The 23,783-nt window shown below is 66.8% G+C and carries 26 protein-coding genes; 13 read left to right on the top strand and 13 right to left on the bottom strand.

Going from position 1 to position 23,783, the window contains the following annotated elements:
- Position 1: 1 nt before the first annotated feature.
- Positions 2-1,138 (bottom strand): type III polyketide synthase, encoded by a 1,137-nt coding sequence (locus EET13_RS21360; RefSeq protein ID WP_425293712.1) that lies wholly within the window; start codon positions 1,136-1,138, stop codon positions 2-4.
- A gap of 49 nt (positions 1,139-1,187) precedes the next feature.
- On the opposite strand from EET13_RS21360, the gene EET13_RS21355 reads away from it, so the two are divergent.
- Together EET13_RS21355 and EET13_RS21350 are read left to right on the top strand one after the other, a co-directional pair.
- Positions 1,188-2,348: an NAD(P)H-binding protein gene (locus tag EET13_RS21355; protein ID WP_122444142.1), complete on the top strand. Its 1,161-nt coding sequence runs from the start codon at positions 1,188-1,190 to the stop codon at positions 2,346-2,348.
- Positions 2,345-3,061, top strand: coding sequence for a CPBP family intramembrane glutamic endopeptidase (locus EET13_RS21350; protein ID WP_122444141.1), 717 nt, complete (start codon positions 2,345-2,347; stop codon positions 3,059-3,061). The genes EET13_RS21355 and EET13_RS21350 overlap by 4 nt, the downstream gene beginning before the upstream one ends.
- A gap of 4 nt (positions 3,062-3,065) precedes the next feature.
- Here the strand turns inward: EET13_RS21350 and EET13_RS21345 are convergent, their stop codons facing one another.
- Positions 3,066-4,448: a DUF2867 domain-containing protein gene (locus tag EET13_RS21345; protein ID WP_122444140.1), complete on the bottom strand. Its 1,383-nt coding sequence runs from the start codon at positions 4,446-4,448 to the stop codon at positions 3,066-3,068.
- A 116-nt stretch (positions 4,449-4,564) separates the two neighbouring features.
- The gene (locus EET13_RS21340) at positions 4,565-5,374 is read right to left on the bottom strand and encodes an enoyl-CoA hydratase (RefSeq protein WP_122444139.1); all 810 of its coding nucleotides are present in this window, start codon (positions 5,372-5,374) and stop codon (positions 4,565-4,567) included.
- Positions 5,375-5,465: 91 nt separating this feature from the next.
- On the opposite strand from EET13_RS21340, the gene EET13_RS21335 reads away from it, so the two are divergent.
- Together EET13_RS21335 and EET13_RS21330 are read left to right on the top strand one after the other, a co-directional pair.
- The gene (locus EET13_RS21335) at positions 5,466-6,551 is read left to right on the top strand and encodes a CaiB/BaiF CoA transferase family protein (RefSeq protein WP_122444138.1); all 1,086 of its coding nucleotides are present in this window, start codon (positions 5,466-5,468) and stop codon (positions 6,549-6,551) included.
- A 56-nt stretch (positions 6,552-6,607) separates the two neighbouring features.
- Entirely contained in the window at positions 6,608-7,360 is a 753-nt protein-coding gene (locus EET13_RS21330; RefSeq protein ID WP_122444137.1) for a 3-hydroxyacyl-CoA dehydrogenase, read from the top strand.
- Positions 7,361-7,511: 151 nt separating this feature from the next.
- Here EET13_RS21330 and EET13_RS32400 read toward each other — a convergent pair whose 3' ends face one another.
- The gene (locus EET13_RS32400) at positions 7,512-7,643 is read right to left on the bottom strand and encodes a hypothetical protein (protein ID WP_116526608.1); all 132 of its coding nucleotides are present in this window, start codon (positions 7,641-7,643) and stop codon (positions 7,512-7,514) included.
- A gap of 264 nt (positions 7,644-7,907) precedes the next feature.
- Here EET13_RS32400 and EET13_RS21315 point away from each other — a divergent pair, with 264 nt between their 5' ends.
- From EET13_RS21315 to EET13_RS21305, 3 genes are read left to right on the top strand one after another with little or no spacing between them, the layout of a single operon-like run.
- A complete protein-coding gene (locus tag EET13_RS21315) occupies positions 7,908-10,223 on the top strand; it encodes an MMPL family transporter (RefSeq protein ID WP_122444172.1) in 2,316 nt (771 codons plus the stop codon).
- Positions 10,224-10,230: 7 nt separating this feature from the next.
- Positions 10,231-10,920, top strand: a complete 690-nt coding sequence (locus tag EET13_RS21310; RefSeq protein WP_122444171.1) for a TetR/AcrR family transcriptional regulator — start codon at positions 10,231-10,233, stop codon at positions 10,918-10,920.
- The gene (locus EET13_RS21305) at positions 10,917-11,558 is read left to right on the top strand and encodes a class I SAM-dependent methyltransferase (RefSeq protein WP_122444136.1); all 642 of its coding nucleotides are present in this window, start codon (positions 10,917-10,919) and stop codon (positions 11,556-11,558) included. The genes EET13_RS21310 and EET13_RS21305 overlap by 4 nt, the downstream gene beginning before the upstream one ends.
- A gap of 181 nt (positions 11,559-11,739) precedes the next feature.
- Here the strand turns inward: EET13_RS21305 and EET13_RS30555 are convergent, their stop codons facing one another.
- Both EET13_RS30555 and EET13_RS21300 read right to left on the bottom strand, forming a co-directional pair.
- Positions 11,740-11,916 (bottom strand): hypothetical protein, encoded by a 177-nt coding sequence (locus tag EET13_RS30555; RefSeq protein ID WP_168990854.1) that lies wholly within the window; start codon positions 11,914-11,916, stop codon positions 11,740-11,742.
- A 434-nt stretch (positions 11,917-12,350) separates the two neighbouring features.
- Positions 12,351-13,064, bottom strand: coding sequence for an NAD-dependent deacylase (locus EET13_RS21300; protein WP_122444135.1), 714 nt, complete (start codon positions 13,062-13,064; stop codon positions 12,351-12,353).
- A 37-nt stretch (positions 13,065-13,101) separates the two neighbouring features.
- Here EET13_RS21300 and EET13_RS21295 point away from each other — a divergent pair, with 37 nt between their 5' ends.
- On the top strand, positions 13,102-13,464 hold the full coding sequence (locus EET13_RS21295; protein ID WP_122444134.1) for an Rv1152 family transcriptional regulator: 363 nt from the start codon (positions 13,102-13,104) through the stop codon (positions 13,462-13,464).
- A gap of 4 nt (positions 13,465-13,468) precedes the next feature.
- Here the strand turns inward: EET13_RS21295 and EET13_RS21290 are convergent, their stop codons facing one another.
- Both EET13_RS21290 and EET13_RS21285 read right to left on the bottom strand, forming a co-directional pair.
- Complete coding sequence (locus EET13_RS21290) at positions 13,469-14,305, bottom strand: class I SAM-dependent methyltransferase (protein ID WP_122444133.1); 837 nt, start codon at positions 14,303-14,305, stop codon at positions 13,469-13,471.
- Entirely contained in the window at positions 14,302-14,817 is a 516-nt protein-coding gene (locus tag EET13_RS21285; protein ID WP_122444132.1) for a DUF1697 domain-containing protein, read from the bottom strand. The genes EET13_RS21290 and EET13_RS21285 overlap by 4 nt, the downstream gene beginning before the upstream one ends.
- A 56-nt stretch (positions 14,818-14,873) precedes the next feature.
- On the opposite strand from EET13_RS21285, the gene EET13_RS21280 reads away from it, so the two are divergent.
- The 4 genes from EET13_RS21280 to EET13_RS21270 all read left to right on the top strand — a co-directional run bounded on the left by EET13_RS21280 (position 14,874) and on the right by EET13_RS21270 (position 16,359).
- Positions 14,874-15,317 carry a PPOX class F420-dependent oxidoreductase gene (locus EET13_RS21280; RefSeq protein WP_122444131.1) on the top strand — a complete coding sequence of 148 codons (444 nt, stop codon included), beginning with the start codon at positions 14,874-14,876 and terminating at the stop codon, positions 15,315-15,317.
- Positions 15,318-15,340: 23 nt separating this feature from the next.
- A complete protein-coding gene (locus tag EET13_RS30550) occupies positions 15,341-15,514 on the top strand; it encodes a DUF5302 domain-containing protein (RefSeq protein WP_168990853.1) in 174 nt (57 codons plus the stop codon).
- 88 nt (positions 15,515-15,602) lie between these two features.
- Entirely contained in the window at positions 15,603-16,178 is a 576-nt protein-coding gene (locus EET13_RS21275; RefSeq protein ID WP_122444130.1) for an HhH-GPD-type base excision DNA repair protein, read from the top strand.
- Positions 16,179-16,212: 34 nt separating this feature from the next.
- Entirely contained in the window at positions 16,213-16,359 is a 147-nt protein-coding gene (locus EET13_RS21270; protein ID WP_122444129.1) for a DUF1059 domain-containing protein, read from the top strand.
- Positions 16,360-16,511: 152 nt separating this feature from the next.
- Here EET13_RS21270 and EET13_RS21265 read toward each other — a convergent pair whose 3' ends face one another.
- Together EET13_RS21265 and EET13_RS21260 are read right to left on the bottom strand one after the other, a co-directional pair.
- Positions 16,512-17,609 carry an Rv1157c family protein gene (locus EET13_RS21265; RefSeq protein WP_122444128.1) on the bottom strand — a complete coding sequence of 366 codons (1,098 nt, stop codon included), beginning with the start codon at positions 17,607-17,609 and terminating at the stop codon, positions 16,512-16,514.
- A gap of 34 nt (positions 17,610-17,643) precedes the next feature.
- Positions 17,644-18,279, bottom strand: a complete 636-nt coding sequence (locus EET13_RS21260; RefSeq protein ID WP_122444127.1) for a hypothetical protein — start codon at positions 18,277-18,279, stop codon at positions 17,644-17,646.
- Positions 18,280-18,383: 104 nt separating this feature from the next.
- Here EET13_RS21260 and EET13_RS21255 point away from each other — a divergent pair, with 104 nt between their 5' ends.
- Positions 18,384-19,637 carry a mannosyltransferase gene (locus tag EET13_RS21255; RefSeq protein ID WP_425294261.1) on the top strand — a complete coding sequence of 418 codons (1,254 nt, stop codon included), beginning with the start codon at positions 18,384-18,386 and terminating at the stop codon, positions 19,635-19,637.
- Positions 19,638-19,675: 38 nt separating this feature from the next.
- Here the strand turns inward: EET13_RS21255 and EET13_RS21250 are convergent, their stop codons facing one another.
- The 3 genes from EET13_RS21250 to EET13_RS32395 form a co-directional block, all read right to left on the bottom strand.
- Entirely contained in the window at positions 19,676-21,124 is a 1,449-nt protein-coding gene (locus tag EET13_RS21250; protein WP_425293711.1) for a serine hydrolase domain-containing protein, read from the bottom strand.
- 32 nt (positions 21,125-21,156) lie between these two features.
- The gene (locus tag EET13_RS21245) at positions 21,157-22,773 is read right to left on the bottom strand and encodes an alpha/beta fold hydrolase (protein ID WP_244604027.1); all 1,617 of its coding nucleotides are present in this window, start codon (positions 22,771-22,773) and stop codon (positions 21,157-21,159) included.
- Between the two features lie 559 nt (positions 22,774-23,332).
- The gene (locus EET13_RS32395) at positions 23,333-23,602 is read right to left on the bottom strand and encodes a PPE family protein, SVP subgroup (RefSeq protein WP_280177736.1); all 270 of its coding nucleotides are present in this window, start codon (positions 23,600-23,602) and stop codon (positions 23,333-23,335) included.
- Positions 23,603-23,783: the final 181 nt, after the last annotated feature.

Raw genomic sequence — 23,783 nt, 5'->3', positions numbered from 1 at the left:
CCTACCAGCCCAGCAGAACGAATTCGGAAGAAAAACCCGGGCCCATGGCGATCATGATCCCAAACGATCCCGGCGGCGGCGGCGGATCGGCCATGGTGGTCCGAAGCACATCCAGCACAGACACCGATGACAGGTTGCCGTTGTCCCGCAATGATTCTCGGGTGCGATCCAGTGCGTCACCGGGCAGCTCGAGCGCATTTTCGACGGCGTCGATGACCCTGGGTCCGGCCGCATGCAGGATCCACGTCGACACGTCCGCGGTGGTCAGCCCGTGGTCGCCCAGGAAAGTGCGGATATCGTCGCCGACGTATTTCTCCACGACGGTCGCCACCTCGACGGACAAGACGATCCGGAAACCGTCACTGCCGATCTCCCAGCCCAGCACGTCCTCGGTGTCGGGGTAGGTCCGGCTGCGGCTGGCCAGCAGCCTTGGTCCGGCTGACCCCAGCTGTGCCCCGGTTGCGACGAGTGCCCCGGCGCCGTCACCGAACAGGCTGGACGCGACGAGATTGGCCACCGAGTGGTCGTCGCGCTGAACGGTCAGCGAGCACAGTTCCACCGCCAGTAGCGCGGCGACCTGGTTGGGGAAGCCACGCAGGTAGTCGTGTACCCGCGCCACTCCGGCGGCGCCGGCGGCGCAGCCCAACCCGAACAGCGGAATACGTTTGACGTCCTGGCGCAGACCCACTCGGGCGGCCAGGCGCGCTTCCAGGCTCGGCACGGTCAACCCCGTCACCGTCGTCGAAAAAATGACATCGACGTCCGAGGGCTTGACCCTGGCTTCGTCGAGCGCCGTCAGAAGGGCCTGCTCACCCAAGTCGAGGGCGACGTCGACCCAGGCGTCGTTCGCTTCGGTGAAACCGCTCAAATTGCCGTAGCGCGATAGCGGCAGTGCGGTGTGGCGGGCCGTGACCCCGCTGCTGTTGGCGAACCGGCGAAACTCCGGGCCGGCAAAGGTCGTCAACGCTCCGATGGTTTCTTCCTGGCTATAGCGGTGCGGCGGGAACGTCACCGCCACGCCCGCCACGTGCGGACTCGTCGTCAAAGCCGAACTGGCCTGCGCAGCGAAGCGCACCGGCCTACCCCCTGTGAATGTATTCATGTGGGGAGTCACGTCCGGCCCGCCGGATCGGTTCACCTCCGGTGCCATCGCCTGCCATTAGCCGTCGTGCGGCTAGCTTGGATGTATGCGGATTCTGGTCACCGGCGCCACCGGCTATGTCGGGTCGCGTCTGGTCACGGCGCTGCTAGAGAACGGTCACCACGTCGTCGCCGCCAGCCGGAACCTGGCTCGCCTCCAGCGGCTGGGCTGGTTCGACGACGTGACACCGGTGTTGCTCGACGCCTCGGACCCCGCGTCGGCGCGGGCCGCGATGGACGTCGCGGGTCACATCGACGTCGTCTACTACCTGGTCCACGGGATCGGTCAACCCGGATTCCGGAACAGCGACAACGCCGCGGCCGCCAACGTGGCCGTCGCCGCCCGCGCTGCCGGAGTGCAGCGCATCGTCTATTTGGGTGGCTTCGTGCCCGACGCCCCCGAAGACGAGGCGCTGTCCCAGCACCTGACCAGCAGGGCCGAGGTGGCGGCGGCCCTGACCGTCGAGCACGGCCCGGAACTGGTGTGGCTTGGCGCGGCGATCATCATCGGCGCGGGTTCGACCTCGTTCGAGATGTTGCGCTATGTGGGAGATCGGTTCCCGGTCATGCCCATGCCGAACTGGATGGACAATCCGATCGATCCGATCTCGGTTCGCGACGTGCTGCATTATCTGGTGGCCGCCGCCGACTCCGACCGGGTGCCGGCGGGCGCATACGACATTTGCGGCCCCGACACCACGTCCTACCGGCGGCTGCTCGCGGCCTACGCCCGCATCTGCGGCCGATGGCACGCCGCGGTTCCCGTGGGTAACACGCTCGACACCGCGATAGCGTCGCGCATCACGGCGGCCGCGCTGCCCGTTCCGCAGCGCCTGGCCGCGGGCCTGGTCGAATCACTGGATCATCCGATGCGGGCCTCCGCGAGCGGCCTGCGAGACCGGGTGCCCGATCCGCCCGGCGGGTTGCTCGGCGTCAAGGACGCCATCGCGCTGGCCTTGGCGGACGACCCGCATACTCCGGCAGCTCCGGTCAACGCCCTGGCCGATCCCCATCACCTCGCGGATTCCGATCCCTCCTGGGCCGGTGGGGACGCGCTGCGCATCCGGCGGCTCGCCCGCGCGGTGACGCCACCCATCGCGCGACCCACGCTGAAGCTGCTGAACATCGTCCCCGGCCCACTCGCCGGGGCATTGCGAACTAGTCTGGACATCCTCATCGCCCTGACTCCGAAAGTTCTGCCCGCATGAGCCAATCCGCCACGCCGCGCCCCCGAGCGATCCAGGATCTTCGCCGTGCGATGACCAATGTCGCGGTGCCGCATCATGAGCCGCCCGCGATAGTGCTGCGGCGACGCATCGTGGTCGGCGTCGTGTTGCTGATCGGCGCGGCGGTGCTGGGGCTGTCGATGAGTCGCCGGCCCGGGGAGTCGACGTTCCACTGGCTGACGCTGGGCCTGGCCGTGATCTGGGCTGTCGGGGCGCTGGCGTCCGGACCATTGCATCTCGGCGGTATCTGTTGGCGGGGACGCAACCAGCGTCCGGTGATCACCGGCACCACGGTGGGCCTGGTCCTCGGTGGCGTGTTTATTCTGGGCGGCTTGGTCACCAGGGAAATCCCGGCCGTGTCGGATCTGATTGCCCGCGTCTTGAGATTCGCCGAGCACGGATCGGTGCTCGTTGTGCTGATCACCTTGATCAACGGTGTCGCCGAGGAGATGTTCTTCCGCGGCGCGCTGTACACCGCGCTGGGCCGCTTCTATCCGGTACTGATCTCCACGGTGGTGTACGTCGCGGCCATCATGGCCACCGGCAACCCGATGCTGGGATTCGCAGCGGTCATCCTGGGAACGGTGTGTGCGTGGGAGCGGCGTTTCACCGGCGGTGTGCTTGCGCCGATTCTGACGCACGCGGTGTGGGGTCTGATCATGGTGCTTGCGTTGCCGCCGTTGTTCGGCGTCTGATCGGCTATCCGGCCGACGCGATGACGTCATGTGCCAGCGCGCGCAGTGCGGCGGTGTAGAGGGGCCGCAGCATCGCCCAGTACAGCCGGCCGGGCACGCCGCGGGGATAGACAATCGCCCGCTGCGTGTACCTGCTGCAGTCGGTTCCTCCGGGCGTGACGGTGATTTCCAGCCACGCTGGCCCGGGCAACCGGTTGGCGGCGGCTAACTGCAGTGTGGTCGGTTTGCGGTCTGCCGGGCTCCATCGCCGCCCCGAGCGACGCCGCCCTGGCGCCAAGATGAACGAGTACCACCGGCTGCCGTTGACGGCGTCTTGAGCCGACGTCCAGATGTCCTCGGGCGCGGCGGTGGTCGCGGCAGTGCGGACATCGCTGTAGACGACTTCGCCGGCCCACTTCGGATCGCTGGGCAGCAAGTCGGCGGGCTCGCAATGCAGCGAGTCCCAGGTCGCGGCCGGCCGTCCCCGGGCCGCGCGCTCGAGCGCCAACTCAACCGCCTGGCGATAACCGGTCAGACCACCCGGCGGTGGCGCGACAATGGCGTCGATATCCGAGTTGCGCATCACCGCATCGCATTCCAGCGACTCGATCAGGGGCCGCGCCAGACCCGACGGGATCGGCGTCACGGTGCCGACCCACAGGCTGGCAATCCTCGGTGTCAGAAACGGAAGGACCACCAACCGGCGCTGGTGCAGTCCGGCTACCTCGGCGTATATCCGCATCATGTCGCCGTACTCCAAGACATCTGGGCCGCCGATGTCCCATGTCCGAGAACACGGCAGCGCCACCGTAGCCGCGGCGACCAGGTAATACAGCGCGTCGTGAACGGCAATCGGCTGGATGCGGTTGTGCACCCATTTCGGCGTCGTCATCACCGGCAACCGGTCGGTGAGGTGCCTGATCATCTCGAACGACGCCGATCCCGATCCGACCACCACGGCGGCTTGCAATATCAGCGTCTCGATACCCGATTCGATCAGCGCCTCACCCACCGCCCGGCGCGACTCGAGGTGGGGTGAGAGTTTGCGGCCTTCGGGGTGCAGCCCGCCGAGGTACACCAGGCGTCGCACTCCGGCATGTCGCGCTGCCGTCACGACGTTGCGCACGGCCCGGGCTTCCTCGGCGGCGAAGTCCGTGGCGGTGCCCATCGAATGAACCAGGTAATACAGCACGTCGATGCCGTTGAAAGCGGTGATGAGCGAATCGACGTCACCGAGGTCGCCTCGGGCCAGCTCGGCCCGCTCCCGCCATGGCGCGTCTGCCAGCTTGTTCGGGTCGCGGGCCAGGGCGCGAACGCGATGGCCTTCGTCCAGCAGGAGCGGCACCAGTCGGGCACCGATATAGCCGGTCGCTCCGGTAACGAGGCAGTTGACCTGTCCAGCTGACAATGGGATCTCCGGGGGTCTTTGACGTTGTCCAACGTTATTCGGACCCGACGCCGGTAAGGATTGCCCCATTTCGCCCGGACTTGAGACGCCGCCCGGACGGCTCAACCTGCGGGCAATCAGGAGTCGGTGAACGTCGGTGTCCGGCGCTGCTGGAATGCCCTTGCGCCCTCGGCGAAGTCGTGCGATCGCAACAAGACCGCCTGGCCCGAGAATTCCCGTTCCAGAGCGTGGTCCAGCTCGGTGAGCGTGGCCGCGTTGATCGCATCCTTGGTCTTGGCGAACGCGACCGCCGGACCCGCCAGCAACCTCGAAATAACCTGTCCCACTTGGTTTTCGAAATCCTCTGCCGGGTAGACCGCGCTGACCAGGCCCCACGACAGCGCCTCTGCGGCCGGCAATCGCTCCGGCAGTAGGGCCATCCGCATCGCGCGGACGCGGCCAACCGCGGCGGCCACCAACGCCGACGCTCCGCCATCGGGCATCAAGCCGATCTTGGTGAACGCCAGCATGAAAAATGCTTCGTCGGAAGCCAATACCAGGTCACTTGCCAGGGCAAGCGAAACCCCGACCCCGGCGGCCGGACCCTGTACCACGGCGACCACCGGACGCGGCAGCGTCGTGATGGCCCGGATCGTCCGGTTGATCTCCGCGATGGTTTCGGTGCGGGACTGGCCGCGAACCACATCCTCGGCGCTCATCCCGGCCCCGGAGCAAAAGCCCCGACCCGTTCCGCCGAGGCGCACCACCCGGACCCGCGGATCGGTGGCCGCGCGCTCCATCGCATCGGCGATGCCCGCCAGCACCCCCGCCGTCAGCGAATTCAGCGTCGCCGGCCGGTCGATGGTCACCGACAGCACACCGTCGGTCAGCGTGACGTCAAGTCCAGCGACCGGCGTCAGGCTGTCGATCCCGTCCTGCCCCGGCATGGGCCTCACCTTAGGTGACCGGATGCAGGGTCGTGGGCGGCGGCTGCAAAGATGCGAACGACGTCACCGCGGACGAAAGGTCGGTACATCGATGGCAGGACCGCTACATGGGTTGCGCGTTGTCGAGCTGGCGGGGATCGGGCCTGGCCCGCACGCCGCGATGATCCTGGGCGATCTCGGAGCCGACGTGGTGCGTATCGATCGTCCCGCAGCGGGTTCGGGAGGTGTCGCGAAAGACGCGATGCTGCGTAACCGTCGCATCGTCACCGCTGACCTCAAGTCCGAGCAGGGGCGTGAGCTCGTCCTCAAACTCGTCGCCAAGGCCGACGTGCTGATCGAGGGCTACCGTCCCGGCGTCACCGAGCGGCTGGGCCTTGGTCCTGAGGACTGCGCAGCAGTCAACGACCGGCTCGTCTACGCCCGCATGACCGGCTGGGGTCAGGCGGGGCCGCGCAGCCAGCAGGCCGGTCACGACATCAACTACATCTCGCTGAACGGCATCCTGCATGCCATCGGCCGGGTCAACGGGCGGCCGGTGCCGCCGCTGAATCTGGTCGGCGATTTCGGCGGCGGCTCGATGTTTCTGCTCGTCGGCATCCTGGCGGCGCTGTGGGAGCGCCAGAACTCCGGCAAGGGGCAGGTCATCGACGCGGCGATGATCGACGGCTCCAGCGTGCTGGTGCAGATGATGTGGGCGATGCGCGCCACCGGTATGTGGACTGACGTGCGCGGCACCAACATGCTCGACGGCGGCGCGCCCTACTACGACACCTACGAGTGCGCCGACGGCCGCTATGTCGCCGTGGGCGCCATCGAGCCGCAGTTCTATGCCGCCATGCTGGCGGGGCTGGGCCTAGACGCGGCCGACTTGCCCGCGCAGAACGACGTGACCCGCTGGCCCGAACTGCGTGCGGTGCTGACCGATGCGTTCGGCCGGCACGACCGCGACCATTGGGCCAAGGTGTTCGCCGATTCCGATGCCTGCGTGACGCCGGTGCTGGCGTTCGGCGAGGTGCACAGCGAGCCGCACATCGCCGAACGGAACACCTTCTACGAGGTCAACGGCGGCCCACAGCCCATGCCGGCGCCACGCTTCTCGCGCACCGTGCCAGAGGAACCGCGGCCACCGACGGCTCCGGTGACCAACGTCGAAGCGGTGCTGCAGGACTGGGTATAGTCCCGACCAACCGGTAGGTCGGGTGTTTTGACGGTGCTGAACAAGAAGGGACTTGGATGGAGATCAGGGACGCCGTAGCCGTGGTCACCGGCGGCGCATCAGGACTGGGTCTGGCCACCACCAAGCGGCTGCTGGACGCCGGGGCTCAGGTGGTGGTGCTGGATCTCAGGGGCGACGACGCGGTGGGGGCACTCGGCGATCGCGCGCGCTTCGCGCAGGCCGACGTGACCGACGAGGCCGCCGTGAGCGCTGCGCTGGATCTGGCGGAATCGCTGGGGCCGTTGCGTATCGTCGTCAACTGCGCAGGCACCGGTAACGCGATTCGCGTCCTGGGCCGCGACGGTGTTTTCCCGTTGGCCGCGTTCCGCAAGGTCGTCGACATCAACCTGGTCGGTACCTTCAACGTGCTGCGGCTGGGCGCGGAGCGGATCGTCAAGACGGAGCCGATCGGGGAGGAGCGCGGCGTCATCGTCAACACCGCGTCGGTGGCGGCGTTCGACGGTCAGATCGGGCAGGCCGCCTACTCGGCATCCAAAGGCGGCGTGGTCGGCATGACCCTGCCGATTGCGCGCGACCTGGCCAGCCACCTGATCCGGGTGATGACCATCGCGCCCGGTCTGTTCGACACGCCGCTGCTGGCCGGATTGCCCGAACCGGCGCGCGAGTCGCTGGGCAAGCAGGTGCCGCATCCGTCGCGCTTGGGCAACCCCGACGAGTATGCGGCGCTGGCCGTGCACATCATCGAAAACCCTATGCTCAACGGCGAAGTCATCCGGCTGGACGGCGCCATCAGGATGGCACCGCGCTGACGGCCGGACATGGCCGGACAAAGCAGAAAATGGAAAACCCCCCGCAATAGCGGGGGGCTCACCTCGATAAAGAGATCGAGTTATCGACGAAACCACCGGCTGACGGCCGGTTCGGCAATAAGAAGCCGTGCGAGCATGCCCATGGTGTGCCTCAGCTTGCCGTAGGCAGCGGGTGCCAGTCTTCGAACTGCTCCGAGGTCTCGCCTTCCACCAGCATGTCGCCGTGGTAGAGAGCCTCGAAGTCGGCTTTGATGACGTCGGCACTCGAGTCGTCGATCCACATGTCACTGAGCGTAGGAGTCACCCTTAAGGAATCGGTGAGTCACGATTCGGAAAATGGTGGCAATTCTTACCGGTGGGTAGGGTGCCGCCACCAGCGGGTGAATGCCATCAGCGGCAAGATTTCGCGCCCCGGTGAACGGTACCGGTACCCAAGTTCGTCAGTAGGGCAGGCGTTGTTTGACGCCTGTAAGTTATCGCTGATAAGTTACCGCGGATACGGCGGCCGCTCGGGGACGGCCTATGCCGGCGTTGGAGGGGACGCATGATGTTGCAGGGGATCGCACGACTCGCCATAGCAGCGCCGCGCCGAATCATCGGGGTTGCGTTACTGGCGTTCCTGGCCGCCGCGGTCTTCGGCATCCCGGTCGCCGAGAGCCTATCGCCCGGCGGGTTCCAGGACCCCGGCTCCGAATCTGCCCGCGCCATCAAGGTGCTGACCGACAAGTTCGGTCAGAGCGGCCAACAGATGCTGATCTTGGTCACCGCTCCCGGGGGGGCCGGTAGCGAGGCGGCTCGCCGGGTCGGTGCCGATGTCGTTGGCCGGCTGCAACGGTCGCCGTTGGTCTACAACGTGACATCACCGTGGACCGGGCCGGCGCAGGCCGCCGGCGACCTGGTCAGCACCGACGGCAAGTCGGGTTTGATCGTGGTCAACATCAAGGGCGGCGAGAACAACGCGCAGAAGAATGCTCAAACGCTGGCCGACGAAATTGTCCACGACCGCGACGGCGTCACCGTCCGCGCGGGCGGGTCGGCCATGGAGTACGCGCAGATCAACAAACAGAACCAGGACGACCTGCTGGTGATGGAGGCGATCGCGATTCCGTTCAGCTTCCTGGTGCTGGTGTGGGTGTTCGGTGGCCTGTTGGCAGCGGCCCTGCCGATGGCGCTGGGCGCGTTGGCGGTGGTCGGCTCGATGTCGGTGCTGCGATTGGTGACGTTTACCACCGAGGTGTCGATCTTCGCGCTCAACCTGAGTACCGCGCTGGGTCTGGCGCTGGCCATCGACTACACCCTGCTGATCATCAGCCGCTACCGCGATGAGTTGGCCGAGGGCAGTGATCCCCACGAGGCCCTCATCCGGACGATGGCCACGTCCGGGCGCACGGTCCTGTTTTCGGCGACCACGGTGGCATTGTCGATGGCGGCCACAGTGGCGTTCCCGATGTACTTCCTGAAGTCGTTCGCCTACGCCGGTGTGGCCACCGTCGCCTTCGTGGCGACGGCGTCGATCGTGATCACGCCGGCCGCGATCGTGCTGCTGGGTCCGCGGCTGGATGCGTTGGATGTTCGCCGCCTGATACGCCGCATACTGGGTCGCGCCGAACCGGCGCACAAACCCGTCGAGCAACTGTTCTGGTATCGGTCCACCAAATTCGTCATGCGCCGGTGGTTGCCGATCGGTCTGGCGGTGGTCGCGCTGCTGGTACTGCTGGGACTTCCGTTCCTGTCTGTGAAATGGGGTTTCCCCGACGACCGGGTGCTGCCGCAAACGGCCTCCGCCCATCAGGTGGGTGATCGGTTGCGCAAGGGCTTCGCTCACGACCTGGCGATGGCGGTTCCGGTGGTCGTCCCCGACGCCCGTGGTCTGACTCCGGCTGATCTGGATGGCTATGCCGCAGACCTGTCGCGGGTGCCCGACGTGTCGTCGGTGAGCGCCCCGGGGGGAACCTTCGTCGGCGGCAACAAGGTGGGGCCGCCGGCGGGAGCCGCCGGGCTTGCCGATGGCAGCGCATTTCTGACCGTGAACAGCACCGCACCGCTGTTTTCCCAGGCCTCTGACATCCAGCTCAAACGCTTGCACCGGGTGAGCGGCCCGGCCGGGCGGTCGGTGGAGATGGCCGGCGTGGCACAGGTCAACCGCGACAGCGTCGATGCGGTGACCGACCGGCTCCCACTGGTGCTGGGCCTGATGGCCCTCATCACGCTGGTACTGCTGTTCTTGCTTACTGGCAGCATCGTGCTGCCGGCCAAGGCGCTGGTTTGTAACGTGCTGTCGCTGAGTGCGGCGTTCGGTGCGCTGGTGTGGATCTTCCAGGACGGCCATCTGGGCGCACTGGGCACCACCCCGAGCGGGACGCTGGTGGCGAACATGCCGGTGCTGTTGTTCTGCATCGCTTTCGGGCTGTCGATGGACTATGAGGTGTTCCTGGTCGCCCGGATCCGCGAGTACTGGCTGGCTTCCGGTGCCGCCCGGCCGGCAACCCCGAGCCCGGCCGAGGCCCATGCTGCCAACGACGAGAGCGTGGCGCTCGGGGTGGCGCGCACCGGGCGGGTGATCACCGCGGCGGCGTTGGTGATGTCGATGTCGTTCGCCGCGCTGATCGCGGCACACGTGTCTTTCATGCGGATGTTCGGCCTGGGCCTGACGCTTGCCGTGGCCGCCGATGCGACACTGGTGCGCATGGTCCTGGTACCGGCCTTCATGCACGTGATGGGCGGCTGGAACTGGTGGGCGCCCAGACCGTTGGTGTGGCTGCATGAGCGTTTTGGCATCAGCGAGGGCGCCGCGGTCGAGCATCGGTCCGGGGCGGCAGGCCGCTCCGACGAGCCGCAAATCGCCGCAACGTTGAAGGGTTGACGTGTCGATGGGACTGGGTCGTTCACGTGCCCCGCGCGGATCGGGTGACCGGCTGCGCCAGGAAATCCTGGATGCGGCCACCGAGCTGCTGCTGGAGACGGGCCAGGTCCGGGCGGTCTCGATCCGGTCGGTGGCCCAGCGGGTGGGAGTCACACCGCCTTCCCTGTATCTGCACTTCGCGGACAAAGACGCCCTGTTGGATGCGGTGTGCGCCCGCTATCTGGCCAGACTTGACGGTGAAATGGAGCGGGCGGCTACCGGCCAGTCGTCCACGGTGGACGTGCTGCGGGCACAGGGTCTGGCCTATGTGCGGTTCGCTCTGCAGACCCCGGAGCTGTACCGCCTGGCCACCATGGGGGAGTGGCGGTCGGGCAGCGACGTCGATCTCGCTCTGGACAGCTCCGCGTTCCAGCACATGCGCGCCTCCGTACGGGCGCTCATGGACGAGGGCGTCTACCGCGTGGACGACCCGACGATGATTGCCCTGGAGTTGTGGGCCGCCGTGCACGGTGTGGCGGCCTTATTGATTACGAAGCCGCACTTGCCGTTCGACGACGCGGAGGCGTTCGCCGACCGGGTGCTCAGCGCGGTCCTGTGCGGCCATATGGTGGCCGGTCTGGCGGGTCGGCACGCGACGTCTCGGCAGGTGCTGGATTGGGTCATGCGGCATCGCTCGCCGGAGGCAGCGCAGGTATGACGCGCGGTACTCGGTTCGAGCACCCGTTCTTCGCCCGCATCTGGCCCATCATCGCCGCCCACGAAGCCCAGGCGGTCCGAGATCTGCGCCGAGAGAATCTGTCCGGCCTGACGGGCCGGGTCCTCGAAGTCGGTGCCGGTGTCGGGACGAACTTCGCCTACTACCCGCAGACCGTGGCAGAGGTCGTGGCCGTGGAGCCCGAGCCGCACTTGACGGCCAAAGCCCGTGCGGCCGCCGAGGGCGCACCCGTTCCCGTGGTGGTGATCGGCGATACGGCAGAGGACTTCAGCGCCGGTGAGCCCTTCGATGCGGTGGTCTGCTCGCTGGTGCTGTGTTCGGTGCACGACCCGGTCGAGGTGCTGCTGCATCTGCGCTCGTTGCTACGCCCGGGTGGTCAGTTGCGGTATCTCGAGCACGTAGCCAGTGCCGGTGCTCGGGGCCGGCTTCAGCGGTTCGTCGACGCGACATTCTGGCCGAGACTGGCCGGCAACTGCCACACCCATCGCGATACCGAGCGCGCGATTGTCGCCGCGGGCTTCGACGTGGACAACGCGCGACGGGAGTGGACGCTGCCCGCGTGGGCGCCGTTGCCGGTGGCGGAGTTGGCGCTGGGCCGGGCTCGGCGTCCGCTGGAGTGACGCCGAAACTGCGTCCAGCGCGCGGTCCCGAGGGCCGAGCGCGATGTGTGCGCAGGCGGGATGCGGCTATCGCAGGCTCGCCGCTCGAAACTCCAACGCGCCACGGATCCGGCGAACGATGTCTCCGGGACTATCGTTTGCCACCACTTGGACGATCAGCCAGCCGAGCTGCTGCAACTCCTCACTTCGCCGGATGTCTTTTGTTTTGCCAGCGGTCGCGGCGATGATGCTCGGCGACGTATTCGACGGCGAGCATGACCTCCGTCCAACCCATATCGAGGTAGTACGTCGGGATGCCATCCGGTGTTGCCACCGGGATTTGCGTGGTCGGCCGGGGAAAACCGGCGCCGATGATCAACAGTGGCAGCCAACTCTCTTTCGGGCGACTGCGAACCGGTGCCGACCAGTTCCAGCGCGTTTTCCAGTTGCCTCAAGCCCCGCGCAGCGCGATGCCGGTCGGCCGCTTCGGCGACTTCAGCAACCTTGACTTTGGTTGCCACGAGCAAAGCGTCCAGGTGTGCGATCGTGGCGCCCTCGGCTTTCGCCGTCCAATGTCGTATGCGGTGCGTTGCGGTGTGGTCACGGGGATCCCGCCAACGACGTCTACTCCTCGGGCCGGAGCCGCACATCGTAGGTGCGCAGGCCGCGTGGCGGTCGCGCGTTCGACCAAAACAATTCGACGGGCCGGCGTTCGTCTACCCATTTCGAGCCGTGCCATGCGGCGGTCAGCCCGCGACCACAGCCACCGGTCTGTGCGCAGGTTCGATACCTCCCGCGGTCTCGACGCGACAGCTACGTGAGCAAGGCGGGCAGCCGCTGCAACAACCCCGGCAATGCCCGACTCGCCGACTCGCGCATACAGATCGTCGCGCCGCGTGACAGCGGTGTCGGCTCGGGATTGACCTCGATCACCGGGATGCCGCGGGCCAGCGCCAGCTCCGGCAATCCGGCCGCCGGGTAGACGATCGCCGAGGTCCCGACCACCACCACCACATCAGCGGCTTCGGTCGCCTCGATGGCGTGTTGCCACGGCCCCTCGGGCAGCGACTCGCCGAACCACACGATGTCGGGCCGGATCAGCCCGCCGCAGCCGCAGACCGGCGGCTGGACTTCGATCGCGGGCTCGGTCATCACCGGTAACGCCTCGGTGTAAGGCATATCGCAACGGGCGCAACGGAATTCGAAAAGGCTGCCATGCAGGTGGTGCACCGGGGCGCTGCCGGCACGCTCGTGCAGGTCGTCAACGTTCTGGGTGACGACGGTGACGTCAGCGGCGCCCTGCCAGGCAGCGATCGCGCGATGTCCGTCGTTGGGCTCGACCTCGGCCACCAGGTAGTGGCGCCACAGGTACCAGCCCCACACCCGCTCGGGGTTGCTCTCCCAACCGCGTGTGCTGGACAGCTCGTAGGGGTCGAAGCGGGCCCACAATCCGTTCTTGTCATCACGGAAGGTCGGGACGCCGCTCTCCGCCGAGATCCCCGCCCCGCTGAGCACCGTCACTCGCATCCCACAAAGATAGCCGTGCTTGGTAGATACTGAATAAGTGGAGCTGCGCGATTGGTTAAGGATCGATGTGAAGGCGGGCAAGCCGCTATTCGACCAGCTCAGGACCCAAGTTATCGACGGGGTGCGAGCCGGTGCGTTACCGCCGGGAACCCGGCTGCCGACGGTGCGCGACCTGGCCGGTCAACTCGGCGTTGCCGCCAACACGGTGGCGCGGGCCTACCGGGAGCTGGAGTCGGCGGCGATCGTCGAGACGCGCGGGCGCTTCGGCACGTTTATCTCCCGCTTCGACCCGACCGATGCCGCCATGGCCGCCGCAGCAAAAGAGTATGTGGAAGTTGCCCGCGCGCTCGGCCTGACCAAGTCCGACGCGATGCGCTATCTCACCAACGTGCCCGACTGAAAGTTCAGCCGAACTCCAGCAGCGTCAGGCACGGGCGCAGTGCATCGAAGAACGGCATGTGGTAGACCGCCGACAGCGCAGCGTTGAACACCAGGCCGCGGCCGGTGGGCAACGGGACGTCGCGGACGGCGCGGATGCCCGGCACCGTGTTCACCAAGTCCGCCGCTTCCCCGACGGACATGCTGAACGGCATCGGCGGAATCTTGTAGCGCAGCGAAGTCCGGATGCCCAGCCGGCTGAAGATGGTAAACCAGCGCGGCGGCAGGTCGAAGAGCATCTGACCGCCCGGGAATTTCCGCGCACACTCGGCGATCAGCTCCAGCGCCTGTTCGGGCTGCAGGTACATCAGCAATCCCTCGGCGGTGATGAACACCCCGCCGGAGGGGTCGACAGAGTCCATCCAGCTGTAATCCAGTGCGGACTGAGCGCACACCGAGATCCGCGCGGGCATCGGTAGCAGCCGTGACCGTATATCGATGATCGGCGTCAGATCAACTGTGAGCCAACGAAATTGACCCTCGGGAAGGGCGGCGTCCAAACGCCAGAAGCTAGTTTGCAGTCCTTCTGCCAGCGCCACCACCGTGGCCGACGGATGCCGGCCGAGAAAGGACAGGGCCGCGGCATCGAAGGCCCGGGCCCGCAGCGCGATGTCCTGGCGGGTGGGACCGAACTTCGCGAAGTCGAAGTCGATGGAGTCGACCAGCCTGACGGCCATCGGGTCCTCGATGATCGGGTCGCTTCGGCGGGCCTCGGCGGCCCTGGCGTTCAGCGTCAGCAGGGCGGTCTCGGAGACTCCGGTGAGGCTGACCTTCTGTTGGGCGGCTTCGTCGGCGGGGGTCATTTCAGCACCTTGTCCAGGGTTCGCAGGTTGCGGGTGGTGGTCGACGACTTGTAGCGCTTCTTGCCCATGGTTTGGCCGATGGCGCTGTTCAATGTGCTTCCCTTCGGTACCTGCCAGTAAACGACGCCGTCGCCGCGGCTGATTTTCTCCGCCGGGGCAGCTTTCACCGCCGCCAGTTCGTCGAGCACCGTCGCGTCGCTGACAAACGTGACGTACGACTGGTAGCCGTCGACTTCCCGGTCGAACGGGTACCTGTCGTCGATGGCGTGCACCGTATCAATGTCGTAGACCAACACCCACGCGTCATAACCGAACCGCTTACGCAGCGCGGCCTCGGCAGTGGCGCGCACCTGCGCCGCATCGAAGGACGACTCGAGCAGGACGTTGCCGCTGGCCAGGACGGTGCGCACGTCGGTGAACCCGGAGTCGGTCAGTGCCGCGGCGACGTCGGCCATCTTCAGGGTCACGCCCCCGACATTGACGCCGCGCAAGAATGCCGCATACCGGGTCATGATCCGATTCCACCAGGTGGTCTTGGGCCGCCGCGAGGCAACGTAGGCTTTCGGGCATGGGACGCCACGTCTTCGACGACAAACTGTTGGCCGTGATCAGCGGAAACTCGATCGGAGTGCTGGCCACCATCAAACGCGACGGACGTCCCCAATTGTCCAACGTGCGGTATCACTTCGACCCCCGCACGCTGGTGTTCCAGGTGTCGATCACCGAGCCGCGGGCCAAGACGCGCAACCTGCGCCGGGATCCGCGGGCGTCGATCCTGGTCGACGCCGACGACGGATGGTCCTATGCCGTCGCCGAGGGCATCGCGGAGCTGACGCCGCCGGCCGCCGCGCCCGGCGACGACACCGTCGAGGCGCTAATTGCCTTGTACCGCAACATCGCTGGCGAGCATCCGGATTGGGACGAATACCGGGAGGCCATGGTCACCGATCGGCGGGTGCTGCTGAGCCTGCCGATTTCCCACGTTTACGGTCTGCCGCCGGGTAAGCGGTAGGCAACCGGGTTAGGCTGCCGAGTATGGCTGCATCGAAGTCCCCGGAGGACGAGACCAAGCGCAAGTTCCGCGAAGCCCTCGACCGTAAGCTGGCCAAATCGGCCGGCGGCTCGGATCACAAGGACGGTGGCGCCAAGCAACCGCGGGTGCACGGTCCGGTGGAGAACCGTCGGGAATTTCGTCGCAAGAGCGGCTAGGCGCGGCAATCCCTCTGCAGGGTAAGCGAATTCGATACAGAACCGATGCACTGCCGGACCGCCGTCCCGCGAGTTCTAAACTGTGTGGATGCCGAAACTGCAGCTCGTCCAAGACCCGGCTGCCGACGTGTTGCTCGGCTCCAACCCGTTCGCACTGCTGGTCGGCATGCTCCTCGATCAGCAGGTGCCGATGGAGACCGCGTTCGCCGGGCCCAAGAAGATCGCCGACCGGATGGGGGGCTTCGATGCCGGTGAGATAGCGGACTACGATCCCGACAAGTTTGCCGCATTGTGCTCGGAAAAGCCTGCGATACACCGGTTTCCGGGTTCGATGGCCAAGCGTATCCAGGCGCTCGCGCAGATCGTCGTGGACCGCTACGGCGGAGATGCGGCCGCGTTGTGGACGGCCGGCGATCCCGATGGCAACGAGCTGCTGCGGCGGCTCAAGGGCCTGCCCGGCTTCGGCGAACAAAAGGCCCGCATCTTTCTGGCGTTGCTGGGCAAGCAGTACGGCGTTACGCCGTCGGGCTGGCGGGAGGCTGCCGGACCATACGGCCAACCCGGCACTTACATCTCCGTAGCCGATATCGTCGACGCCCGGTCGCTCGGGCAGGTGCGCTCGCACAAGAAACAGATGAAGGCAGAATCCAAGAAATCCAAGTAACGGGCCACGGCAAAGCCAAGGGAAAGGCGGCAACGTGAAGACACACATAACGTGTCCGTGCGGCGAAGCCATCGCCGGTAAGGACGAGGACGAGCTGGTAGAGCTGACCCAAAAACATCTTGCCGACGTTCATCCGGGCCTCGACTACGACCGCGACGCCATCTTGTTCATGGCGTACTGATGTCGTGATTCGTTAGCTGGCGGCCGCGGCGGCGAGCCGGGTTCGGTGACCGGAGCCGCCGGGTCTCGCCGCTCCGACGGGTACTCGTGACAAAGCTGTTGCGGGCGTTGGGGTGTCGCGATGTACTCGCGGTGCCGTGGGCCTAGGCAGGTCTAGGGCACCACCGTTGAGCCGATGGTCGGCATGAATTGGCACTGCCGTTCTTTGGTGGTGACCTGACCGAAAATGGTTGACATGATGCTGCCCGAACCGGTATCGGCGATCACGGTCAACGTGGTCGGCCCGTCCGGGTTGATGTCGGGCCGAGGTTTGAGCGTGGCGCTCCCGGACTTGCCGGTGGTCAGGTTCACCCAGGTGACTTTCAACGGCAGCCGCTGCACGTCCGCGGGTCCGGGGGTCCCGACGGCGGTGAACACATAGGCCGTTTGACCGGGCCCCGGCCCCGGCGCCGGAATCTTGGCCGGGCCCGCGACCGACAGCGCGGTAGCGATGACGTTGCTACCGCCGGCCAGGCAGTTCGTGCCGATCGAGGGATACATGAAGTCCTGCGTGGGCGGGGCGTCCGGACCGAATCCGGGGGCCGCCGCCGGAGCCGCGGCCGGCGGAGGGGGGGTCCCTTCAGGGGCCGAAGCAGGAGCGGGTGCCGGTGCCGCGGCGGGTGCGGGTGCCGGTGCCCCGGCGGGTGCGGCCGGCGCGGGTGCGGCGGCTGGAGCGTGCACGCCCGACGGCGGTGGCGCGGCCGGCGCCGGTGCGGCAACCGACGGGGGAGCCGCGACCGGGACGGGGCCCGCGGCGTGTGCGGGATCGACCCCGGTCGGCAGATGCGCCAGCGTTCCGGGCTCTACACCAGGCGGTGGCACGTGGGGCACCGGGGCGGTCTCGGCAGCCGGAGCCGGTGCCGGGACCCCCAAAGCAGGAGAACCGGGATTGGCCGGCTCGGCCACGAACTGGTTCACCGAAGCGGCGACGTTCTTGGACTCCGTCGGCGCCGCGGGATTATGGACAAACGCTTGCGCCGCCGCCATCAGCAACTGCGTCGCCTGTCCGGGGTTGCTGGCGGCCTGCTGGATTATCGGACTCAACTGGGATAACGCCGGCAGGCCCGGTAGCTGTTGGTTGGGGTTGGGCTGCGGCGCCGCCGGGTCGGCTGCCGCGTCCGGGCATAGCCCGAACGCGGCAGCCGTGGTGACGACGGCGGCGGCCAAACCCTTGGACAGGCTCCATGTGCTTGCCACAGTTATTTCTCCCAGTCCTCGGTGATGGTCAGCCGTTAGGCGCTTGTGCTCAGGGCAGGGCTGCTAGCAGCGTCTGAGGCGGACCTGCCGGGCTTGCGGGCGCGGGGGCCGGGGCAGGTGCAGCGGCCGGTAGTCCCGGAATGGCGCCCGAAGCCAACCCCGGCAGCGCCTGGGCGAGACCGGGAATCGCCGATGCCAACCCGGGAAGCGCCGCCGCAGGTGCCGCGGGAGCGGCCGGCACCGCCGGCGCCATGGGTGCGGTGATGCCCGGGATCGGTGTGGTCACCCCGGGAATGGCCGGCGTGGCCACCGGCGCGGGAGCCGTCGGAGCCGCCACGGGTGCGGTGATCCCCGGGATCGGCGCGTTCACCCCGGGAATGGTCGGTGTGGCCGCCGGTGCAGCCGGCGCGGCCGGAGCTAACCCGGGAATCATGGACGCGACGCCGGGGGCGGCAAGCGCCGGTTCGGGGGCTCTGGGGACCGGAGGGGTCGCTCCCAGGGCCGTCGCGAGGTTTTGCAGGATTTGCGGCGCATTGGCGGCCGAGGCGATCAGCTGCTGCGGGATGTTGGAAACCGGATCCGGCACCGGCGCCGGGTCGGCGTGGGCGATACCGCCCGTCAGTAAGGCGGCGGACGAACCGACCAAGACGGCGGCGGCGCGTACGAAGGTCCAAATGGTTGGCATGACTCTCCCTGGTTAGCGGTGACTGGTCCCGAAGCCGAAGCTATCGCGGTACTGGTGTGACTCAAGTGACACGTGTGGCATTTATGTGATCGTTACCGATACGAGTGACGGCGGTGACCCGGCCACCGGCGCAACGCGTTCCCACTAGAGTCGTGCGGATAGACACCACTTCAGCCGACGTCAAGGCGAGAACCGCCCGGCGGAAGATGCCGGTAGCGCCGCTGCTGCTGGTCCTGAGCGTCATCGCGCGATTCGCTTGGACCTACCTGGCGCCCAACGGCGCGAACTTCGTCGACCTGCATGTCTATGTGGGCGGAGCGGCGGCTCTGGATCACCCGGGCACCCTGTACAGCTACGTGTACGCCGATCAGACACCGGATTTCCCACTGCCGTTCACCTATCCACCATTCGCTGCGGTCGTCTTCTACCCGCTGCATCTGCTGCCGTTCAGTCTGCTTGCGTTCCTGTGGCAGCTCGCGACGATGGCGGCGCTATACGGCGCGGTCCGAATCAGCCAACGCCTGTTGGGTGTGCCGGCCGGTCGCGGCCACCGCGCCGCCATGGTGTGGACGGCGATCGCCATCTGGCTAGAGCCGCTGCGCAGTACCTTCGACTACGGGCAGATCAACGTATTGCTGATGCTGGTGGCGCTGTGGGCCGTTTACACCAGCCGATGGTGGCTGTCGGGCCTGCTGGTCGGGGTGGCTGCCGGCATCAAGCTGACGCCGGCGATCACCGCCGTCTATCTCGTTGGCGTACGGCGCTGGCTAGCCGCGGCCGCGTCGGCGGTCGTCTTCGCGGCCAGCGTCGCCGTGTCGGTACTGGTCGTCGGCGACCAGGCGCGTTACTACTTCACCGACCTGCTGGGCGACGCGCGCCGCGTCGGGCCCATTGCCACGTCGTTCAATCAGTCCTGGCGTGGCGCGATTTCGCGGATTCTCGGACACGACGCCGGTTTCGGTCCGCTGGTGCTGGCAGCCATTGCCGTCACGGCGGTCCTGGCTGTCCTGGCGTGGCGGGCGCTGGATGTGGGCGATCAGCTGGGCAAGTTGCTGGTGGTCGAATTGTTCGGGCTACTGCTTTCGCCGATTTCGTGGACCCACCATTGGGTGTGGCTGGTGCCGCTGATGATCTGGCTGTTGCAGGGACCGCTGCGCGAGCGCCTTGGTGCTCGAATCATCGGCGGGGGCTGGCTGGCGCTGACCATGATCGGCGTGCCGTGGTTGCTCAGCTTCGCCCAACCCACCATCTGGGTGATCAGCCGGCCCTGGTATCTGGCCTGGGCCGGCCTGGTCTATCCGGTGGCGACGCTGGCGACGCTGAGCTGGATCGCCGCGACGCGCCGAAGGTCGCGCTGACGCGGGGCTGCTCGACGGCCCGGTCCGACACCGTCGCACTACCGGCGCTGGAAAAGGCGTCCGTGGTTGCGGAACCTGGCGACGTCGCCGGCTGAGTCGCGCACGAAATTGGATCGCGTGCCCAGCGGCTTGTTGTCGGGTCCGAGGTCGATCGCATAGTCGGGCCGGTAGAAGGCAAGGCCCATACGGCTGCTGTCCGTGCCGGAGTCACCGGCACTCATCGTGCCGTCGAGTTGGCCATCCCCGGTCCGCAAGTCGATGACCGCCTGCCCGAGATGCCCGGACTCGTCGATGAGCTCGGCGACGTAACGCCCCTGGTACGGCGCCAGGTCGGCGGCGCTGAGGTGCTGCGGTACCGCGGGCAGGTTGCTGATCCCCGCGAAGCGACGCAGCGCCCAGTCGTCGGCGAACAGGTCTGTGGTCAGCGCCGCTCCGCCGTCGGAATTGGTGAGCAACGTCATGGCGAAGTTGCGCTCGGGCACCATGAAGAACCCGGAGCGCTGCCCGTTCCAGGTGCCGCCGTGCTGGACAATGACCGGGCCTTCCGCGGATGGCCGCAGCATCCAGGCCACACCCATTCCGGTGAGCTCGACCTGCAGGGTGCCGCCGGCGCCAGGGTCCGAGCGCATTGCCGCAAGCGCTTGCGCTCCCAGCAGCCGGTCTCCGTCGGGTGCCGTGCCGTCGCCGAGATGAAACCTGGCGTAGCGCAGTTGGTCTCGCACGCTGGAAATCAACGCTCCGGTCGGGTTGCAGCTACGCGGAAACAACCAAAAACCGGTATCGACAACCGGTTTGCCGTCGACCACGTTGTGCGCGGCCGCCACGTTGAGACCGACGATCTGGTCGGAGAAGTAATGGGTGTGGCTTAGCTGCAGCGGGTCCAGCAGTAGACGTTGCACCGCCGACTCGTATGTCGAGCCGGTGACAACCTCGATGATCCGGCCCGCGACCACCAAACCGGCGTTGTTGTAAGCGAATACGGTTCCCGGCGCCGTGAGCTGCGGTAGGCGTGTCATCGAGGCGACGTAGGCCGAAATCGCGTCGTCGCCGCGGCCGAAGTCCTGGACGTCGTCACCCATCCAGCCCGAGGTGTGGTTGAGCAGCTGACGCACCGTCACGGCCGCGCTGACAGCCGGGTCGGCAACGGCGAACCCGGGAAGGTACCGGCGCACGGGCGCGTCCAAGTCCACCTTGCCTTCGTCCACCAGTCGCATGACCACGGTGCCAGTGAATGTCTTTGTGGTGGAACCGATTCGGAAAACAGTATCGGCGTCCACGGGCACCGGATGGTCGATGTTGGTGACACCGTAGCCCTTGACGTATTCCTGACCGCCGGCCCACACGCCAACGGCGACGCCCGGGATCCCGTAGGCCTTCATGCCCGCATCGATTTTGGCATCGAGTTCGTCGAAGACGGACGCGGGTTTTGCGGTTCGGTCAGGCCTGGACGAACATGACGCCAATCCCAGTGCCGCCGCCCCCGTGATTGCTCCGCCCAGCAGAGACCGTCGAGTTAGCGTCACGGTGGCGGCGGGTTAATGGCGTAGGGCGGCGGGGTGGTGGAGTCTATACAGCTGGTGTCGGGCTGCTGTGGGTTGTCGAAGAAGGATGCGATGACGGCGGCGCCGCAGCGATCGGCGTAAATCCCATGTGCCACGCCCGGGACCGTCACCGAGATCGCATGCGGAAGATGCTGGGCGACATATTGTCCCGACGCCGCGCCGGTCTGCCCGTCATAACTGCCAGACAGCGCCAGGGCCGGCATCGCGGCGTCGCTGACTCCGCGCACCCAATCGGCGGCCTTGGGCACATTCCAGGCCGTGCAGCCCTGACGCAGGAACGGCAGTTGCGGGGCTTGGGCGCGCACCGAATCAGGCAGCGCGGCGAAAGCCTGCCGGGCGGCCCGTAACTGGTCGTCTGCGGACTCGAACGGCACCCATTCGCTGCACCAGATGCTTAGCGTCAGGCCCCAACCCATCATCCCGGCCTTGCCGGGGTTCACCCAGGCCGACGCCCACTGCCGGGCGATCCGCGCCGGATTGCCATGCGCGAGTTCATCAATCCCGGCCGGCAGCTCGGCCGGAAAGTGTGTCCCTAGGGGGACCATCCAATTCAGCAAGGCGCCGCCGTCGAGCACCACTTGGGTATCACCGGCCCCCTCGACCTTGACGGTGGTGGTAGCCGGATGCGCCTCGATCTGATTGACCAGCCGGACGAAAGTGTCGGCCAGGTTGGGGTAGTGGGCTTGGCATGCCGGCTGGACGGTGCACGCGCTCATCATGTTGTCGAACGCCTCCCGCGCGCTGCTCCAGGTCCAGCCCGGGCTCGCGATCGACGGCGGCGTCATCCCGTCAAGGACCAGTGACCGGATCGCCGGTGCGTCCAGCCGCGAGTAGATCAAGGCCAGGTCGGTGCCATAGGAGTGGGAGAACACATTCCACTGATCTACGTGCAACGCGTTGCGCAGATCGATGAGGTCGTAGGCGCTTTCGGTGGAGTTGAAGGCCGTCAGGTCGGCGCCGCCTGCCAATCGGTCGTGACAGGCCCTTACCGCCTGCACATACTCGTCGCCGGTGGATGTTGCGTCATACACCAGGCTCACGCGACGCGCGAAGAACCGGTCGATTTCCGGGCAGGTCAGTGCGGGTTGCGACGAGTGGTTGCCGCGCTGGGACAGCAAGATCAGATCGCGAGTGCGGTTGAGCCCCACGCCCTCGGCGATCGGCGGATCCAGGATGGCGTCCTCACCCGGCCCGCCGGTGATGAAGACAATCGGGTCGGCAGCCGCGGGCTGGGTTTCCGACGGGATAATGGCGACCGCCAAGCGCAGCGTGCGCCCGCCGGGTTTAGTGCGATTTTCGGGAACCACCAGCACCGCGCACCGGGCGTCTTCTAGCTTCGGCACGGGTTGCGGTGTTGTGGGACACGGCGCTGGTGCATATTGCGCGGGCGGATGGGCCGCTGTCGTTGGCCCACTGGTCGCCGCGGTCGCCGACGGACGCTGGCTCGACGGAGATGGCGAATGCATGCATGCCGTGCATAACAACGCCAGCGTCACCGCCAGCACGAGCGCCGACCTGCCTACACCGTCCAGACCGCCGCCCAAGCGCCGCGGCACCCACACCCGCAGTGTCATTGCGACATGTTGACACACTGCTGCGAAGTCGTGACAGCGTTTGGTGGGCCCCGGGGTAAGCGGTTCGTGCCGCTTGAATGAGTTCGCCTCCGGATGCGACCGGGCTCAGCATATCGAAAGGCCGAATGGTTCCGTAGATTCTCGTCGACACATTCGCGAGTGTGAACGGACGATGAAAGCTCGATGGTGTCGCTCCCGAATGAAAAATAATGGCTCCGCGGTTAGCGATCGCTCGACGCGGTGGCCGGCATGATAACCGGAAACGACTGCACCACTGGGTATTCCGAGCTATATGGGAGCGCCGTAACCGTCCTTTGACCACCCGCGTCGCCTCTGATCCCCTGCGATCCGCCAGTTCTCAACTGGGCCTTTGGATCTGATGGGCCAGAAGGAGTCATCCGGCATAGAACCCGCAAAATTCACTTTCGCGGCAAGCGTCAAGGTCGAACCGTTCCGGGCAGGGTTTGCTGCTTTCACCTAGGGCGCGGATGACCGATGAACACCCCCTAATTCGTTGCTGGGTGGGTTCGACCCGTGGATTGCGTTGGTCTGTGTGTGGTTAGCCGCCGGATAATGGGCGCGACATCACGGTCATTCTGAGACCGTAGCGGGGTACGACGCCGGCGCGTCCGGTTGTGGCGGAACGCATTCCGGGTGGGCCGGGCATCGCTGCGGGTGCGGCACCACTGGTGGGCCGTGTGGTCAGGAGGGTGGTGGCCTGGAATGTCTTGGCGGCGATCAATGTGATGCCGCCGTATCGAGTGTGCGGTGGCGGCTTTGAGGGTGCATGCAGGGTGGAGTATTCGTGATCGGGCCGTCCTGATGGCACGCTCGGCTGCCTCGGTGCACGCTCGTGCGCCCTGAGCGCACGCTCGACGACCTCGGTGCACGGGGGTGCGCGCTCAGCGTGTTTTGCTGTGAAAGCCGTGGGTGTATGTGCGGTCAACCTAGCCAGGGGCGGCGAAGTTGGCCAGGAGGGTTTGGTCAGCCGCCGGATAGTGGGCGAGACA

It is taken from the genome of Mycobacterium attenuatum, from assembly GCF_900566085.1.
Taxonomy (GTDB): Bacteria; Actinomycetota; Actinomycetes; order Mycobacteriales; family Mycobacteriaceae; genus Mycobacterium; species Mycobacterium attenuatum.
This window is presented reverse-complemented; position numbering and strand designations above follow the sequence as displayed.

Excerpts from the sequence above, each read along its gene's own strand:
- EET13_RS21260 (WP_122444127.1), bottom strand. The coding sequence starts at position 18,279 with ATGCCAACCATTTGGACCTTCGTACGCGCCGCCGCCGTCTTGGTCGGT.
- EET13_RS21315 (WP_122444172.1), top strand. The coding sequence starts at position 7,908 with ATGTTGCAGGGGATCGCACGACTCGCCATAGCAGCGCCGCGCCGAATC.
- EET13_RS21305 (WP_122444136.1), top strand. The coding sequence starts at position 10,917 with ATGACGCGCGGTACTCGGTTCGAGCACCCGTTCTTCGCCCGCATCTGG.
- EET13_RS21355 (WP_122444142.1), top strand. The coding sequence starts at position 1,188 with ATGCGGATTCTGGTCACCGGCGCCACCGGCTATGTCGGGTCGCGTCTG.
- EET13_RS21340 (WP_122444139.1), bottom strand. The coding sequence starts at position 5,374 with ATGCCGGGGCAGGACGGGATCGACAGCCTGACGCCGGTCGCTGGACTT.
- EET13_RS21335 (WP_122444138.1), top strand. The coding sequence starts at position 5,466 with ATGGCAGGACCGCTACATGGGTTGCGCGTTGTCGAGCTGGCGGGGATC.
- EET13_RS21300 (WP_122444135.1), bottom strand. The coding sequence starts at position 13,064 with ATGCGAGTGACGGTGCTCAGCGGGGCGGGGATCTCGGCGGAGAGCGGC.
- EET13_RS21245 (WP_244604027.1), bottom strand. The coding sequence starts at position 22,773 with ATGACACTGCGGGTGTGGGTGCCGCGGCGCTTGGGCGGCGGTCTGGAC.
- EET13_RS30550 (WP_168990853.1), top strand. The coding sequence starts at position 15,341 with ATGGCTGCATCGAAGTCCCCGGAGGACGAGACCAAGCGCAAGTTCCGC.
- EET13_RS32400 (WP_116526608.1), bottom strand. The coding sequence starts at position 7,643 with ATGTGGATCGACGACTCGAGTGCCGACGTCATCAAAGCCGACTTCGAG.
- EET13_RS21280 (WP_122444131.1), top strand. The coding sequence starts at position 14,874 with ATGGGACGCCACGTCTTCGACGACAAACTGTTGGCCGTGATCAGCGGA.
- EET13_RS21275 (WP_122444130.1), top strand. The coding sequence starts at position 15,603 with ATGCCGAAACTGCAGCTCGTCCAAGACCCGGCTGCCGACGTGTTGCTC.
- EET13_RS21285 (WP_122444132.1), bottom strand. The coding sequence starts at position 14,817 with ATGACCCGGTATGCGGCATTCTTGCGCGGCGTCAATGTCGGGGGCGTG.
- EET13_RS21310 (WP_122444171.1), top strand. The coding sequence starts at position 10,231 with ATGGGACTGGGTCGTTCACGTGCCCCGCGCGGATCGGGTGACCGGCTG.
- EET13_RS21330 (WP_122444137.1), top strand. The coding sequence starts at position 6,608 with ATGGAGATCAGGGACGCCGTAGCCGTGGTCACCGGCGGCGCATCAGGA.
- EET13_RS21290 (WP_122444133.1), bottom strand. The coding sequence starts at position 14,305 with ATGACCCCCGCCGACGAAGCCGCCCAACAGAAGGTCAGCCTCACCGGA.
- EET13_RS21350 (WP_122444141.1), top strand. The coding sequence starts at position 2,345 with ATGAGCCAATCCGCCACGCCGCGCCCCCGAGCGATCCAGGATCTTCGC.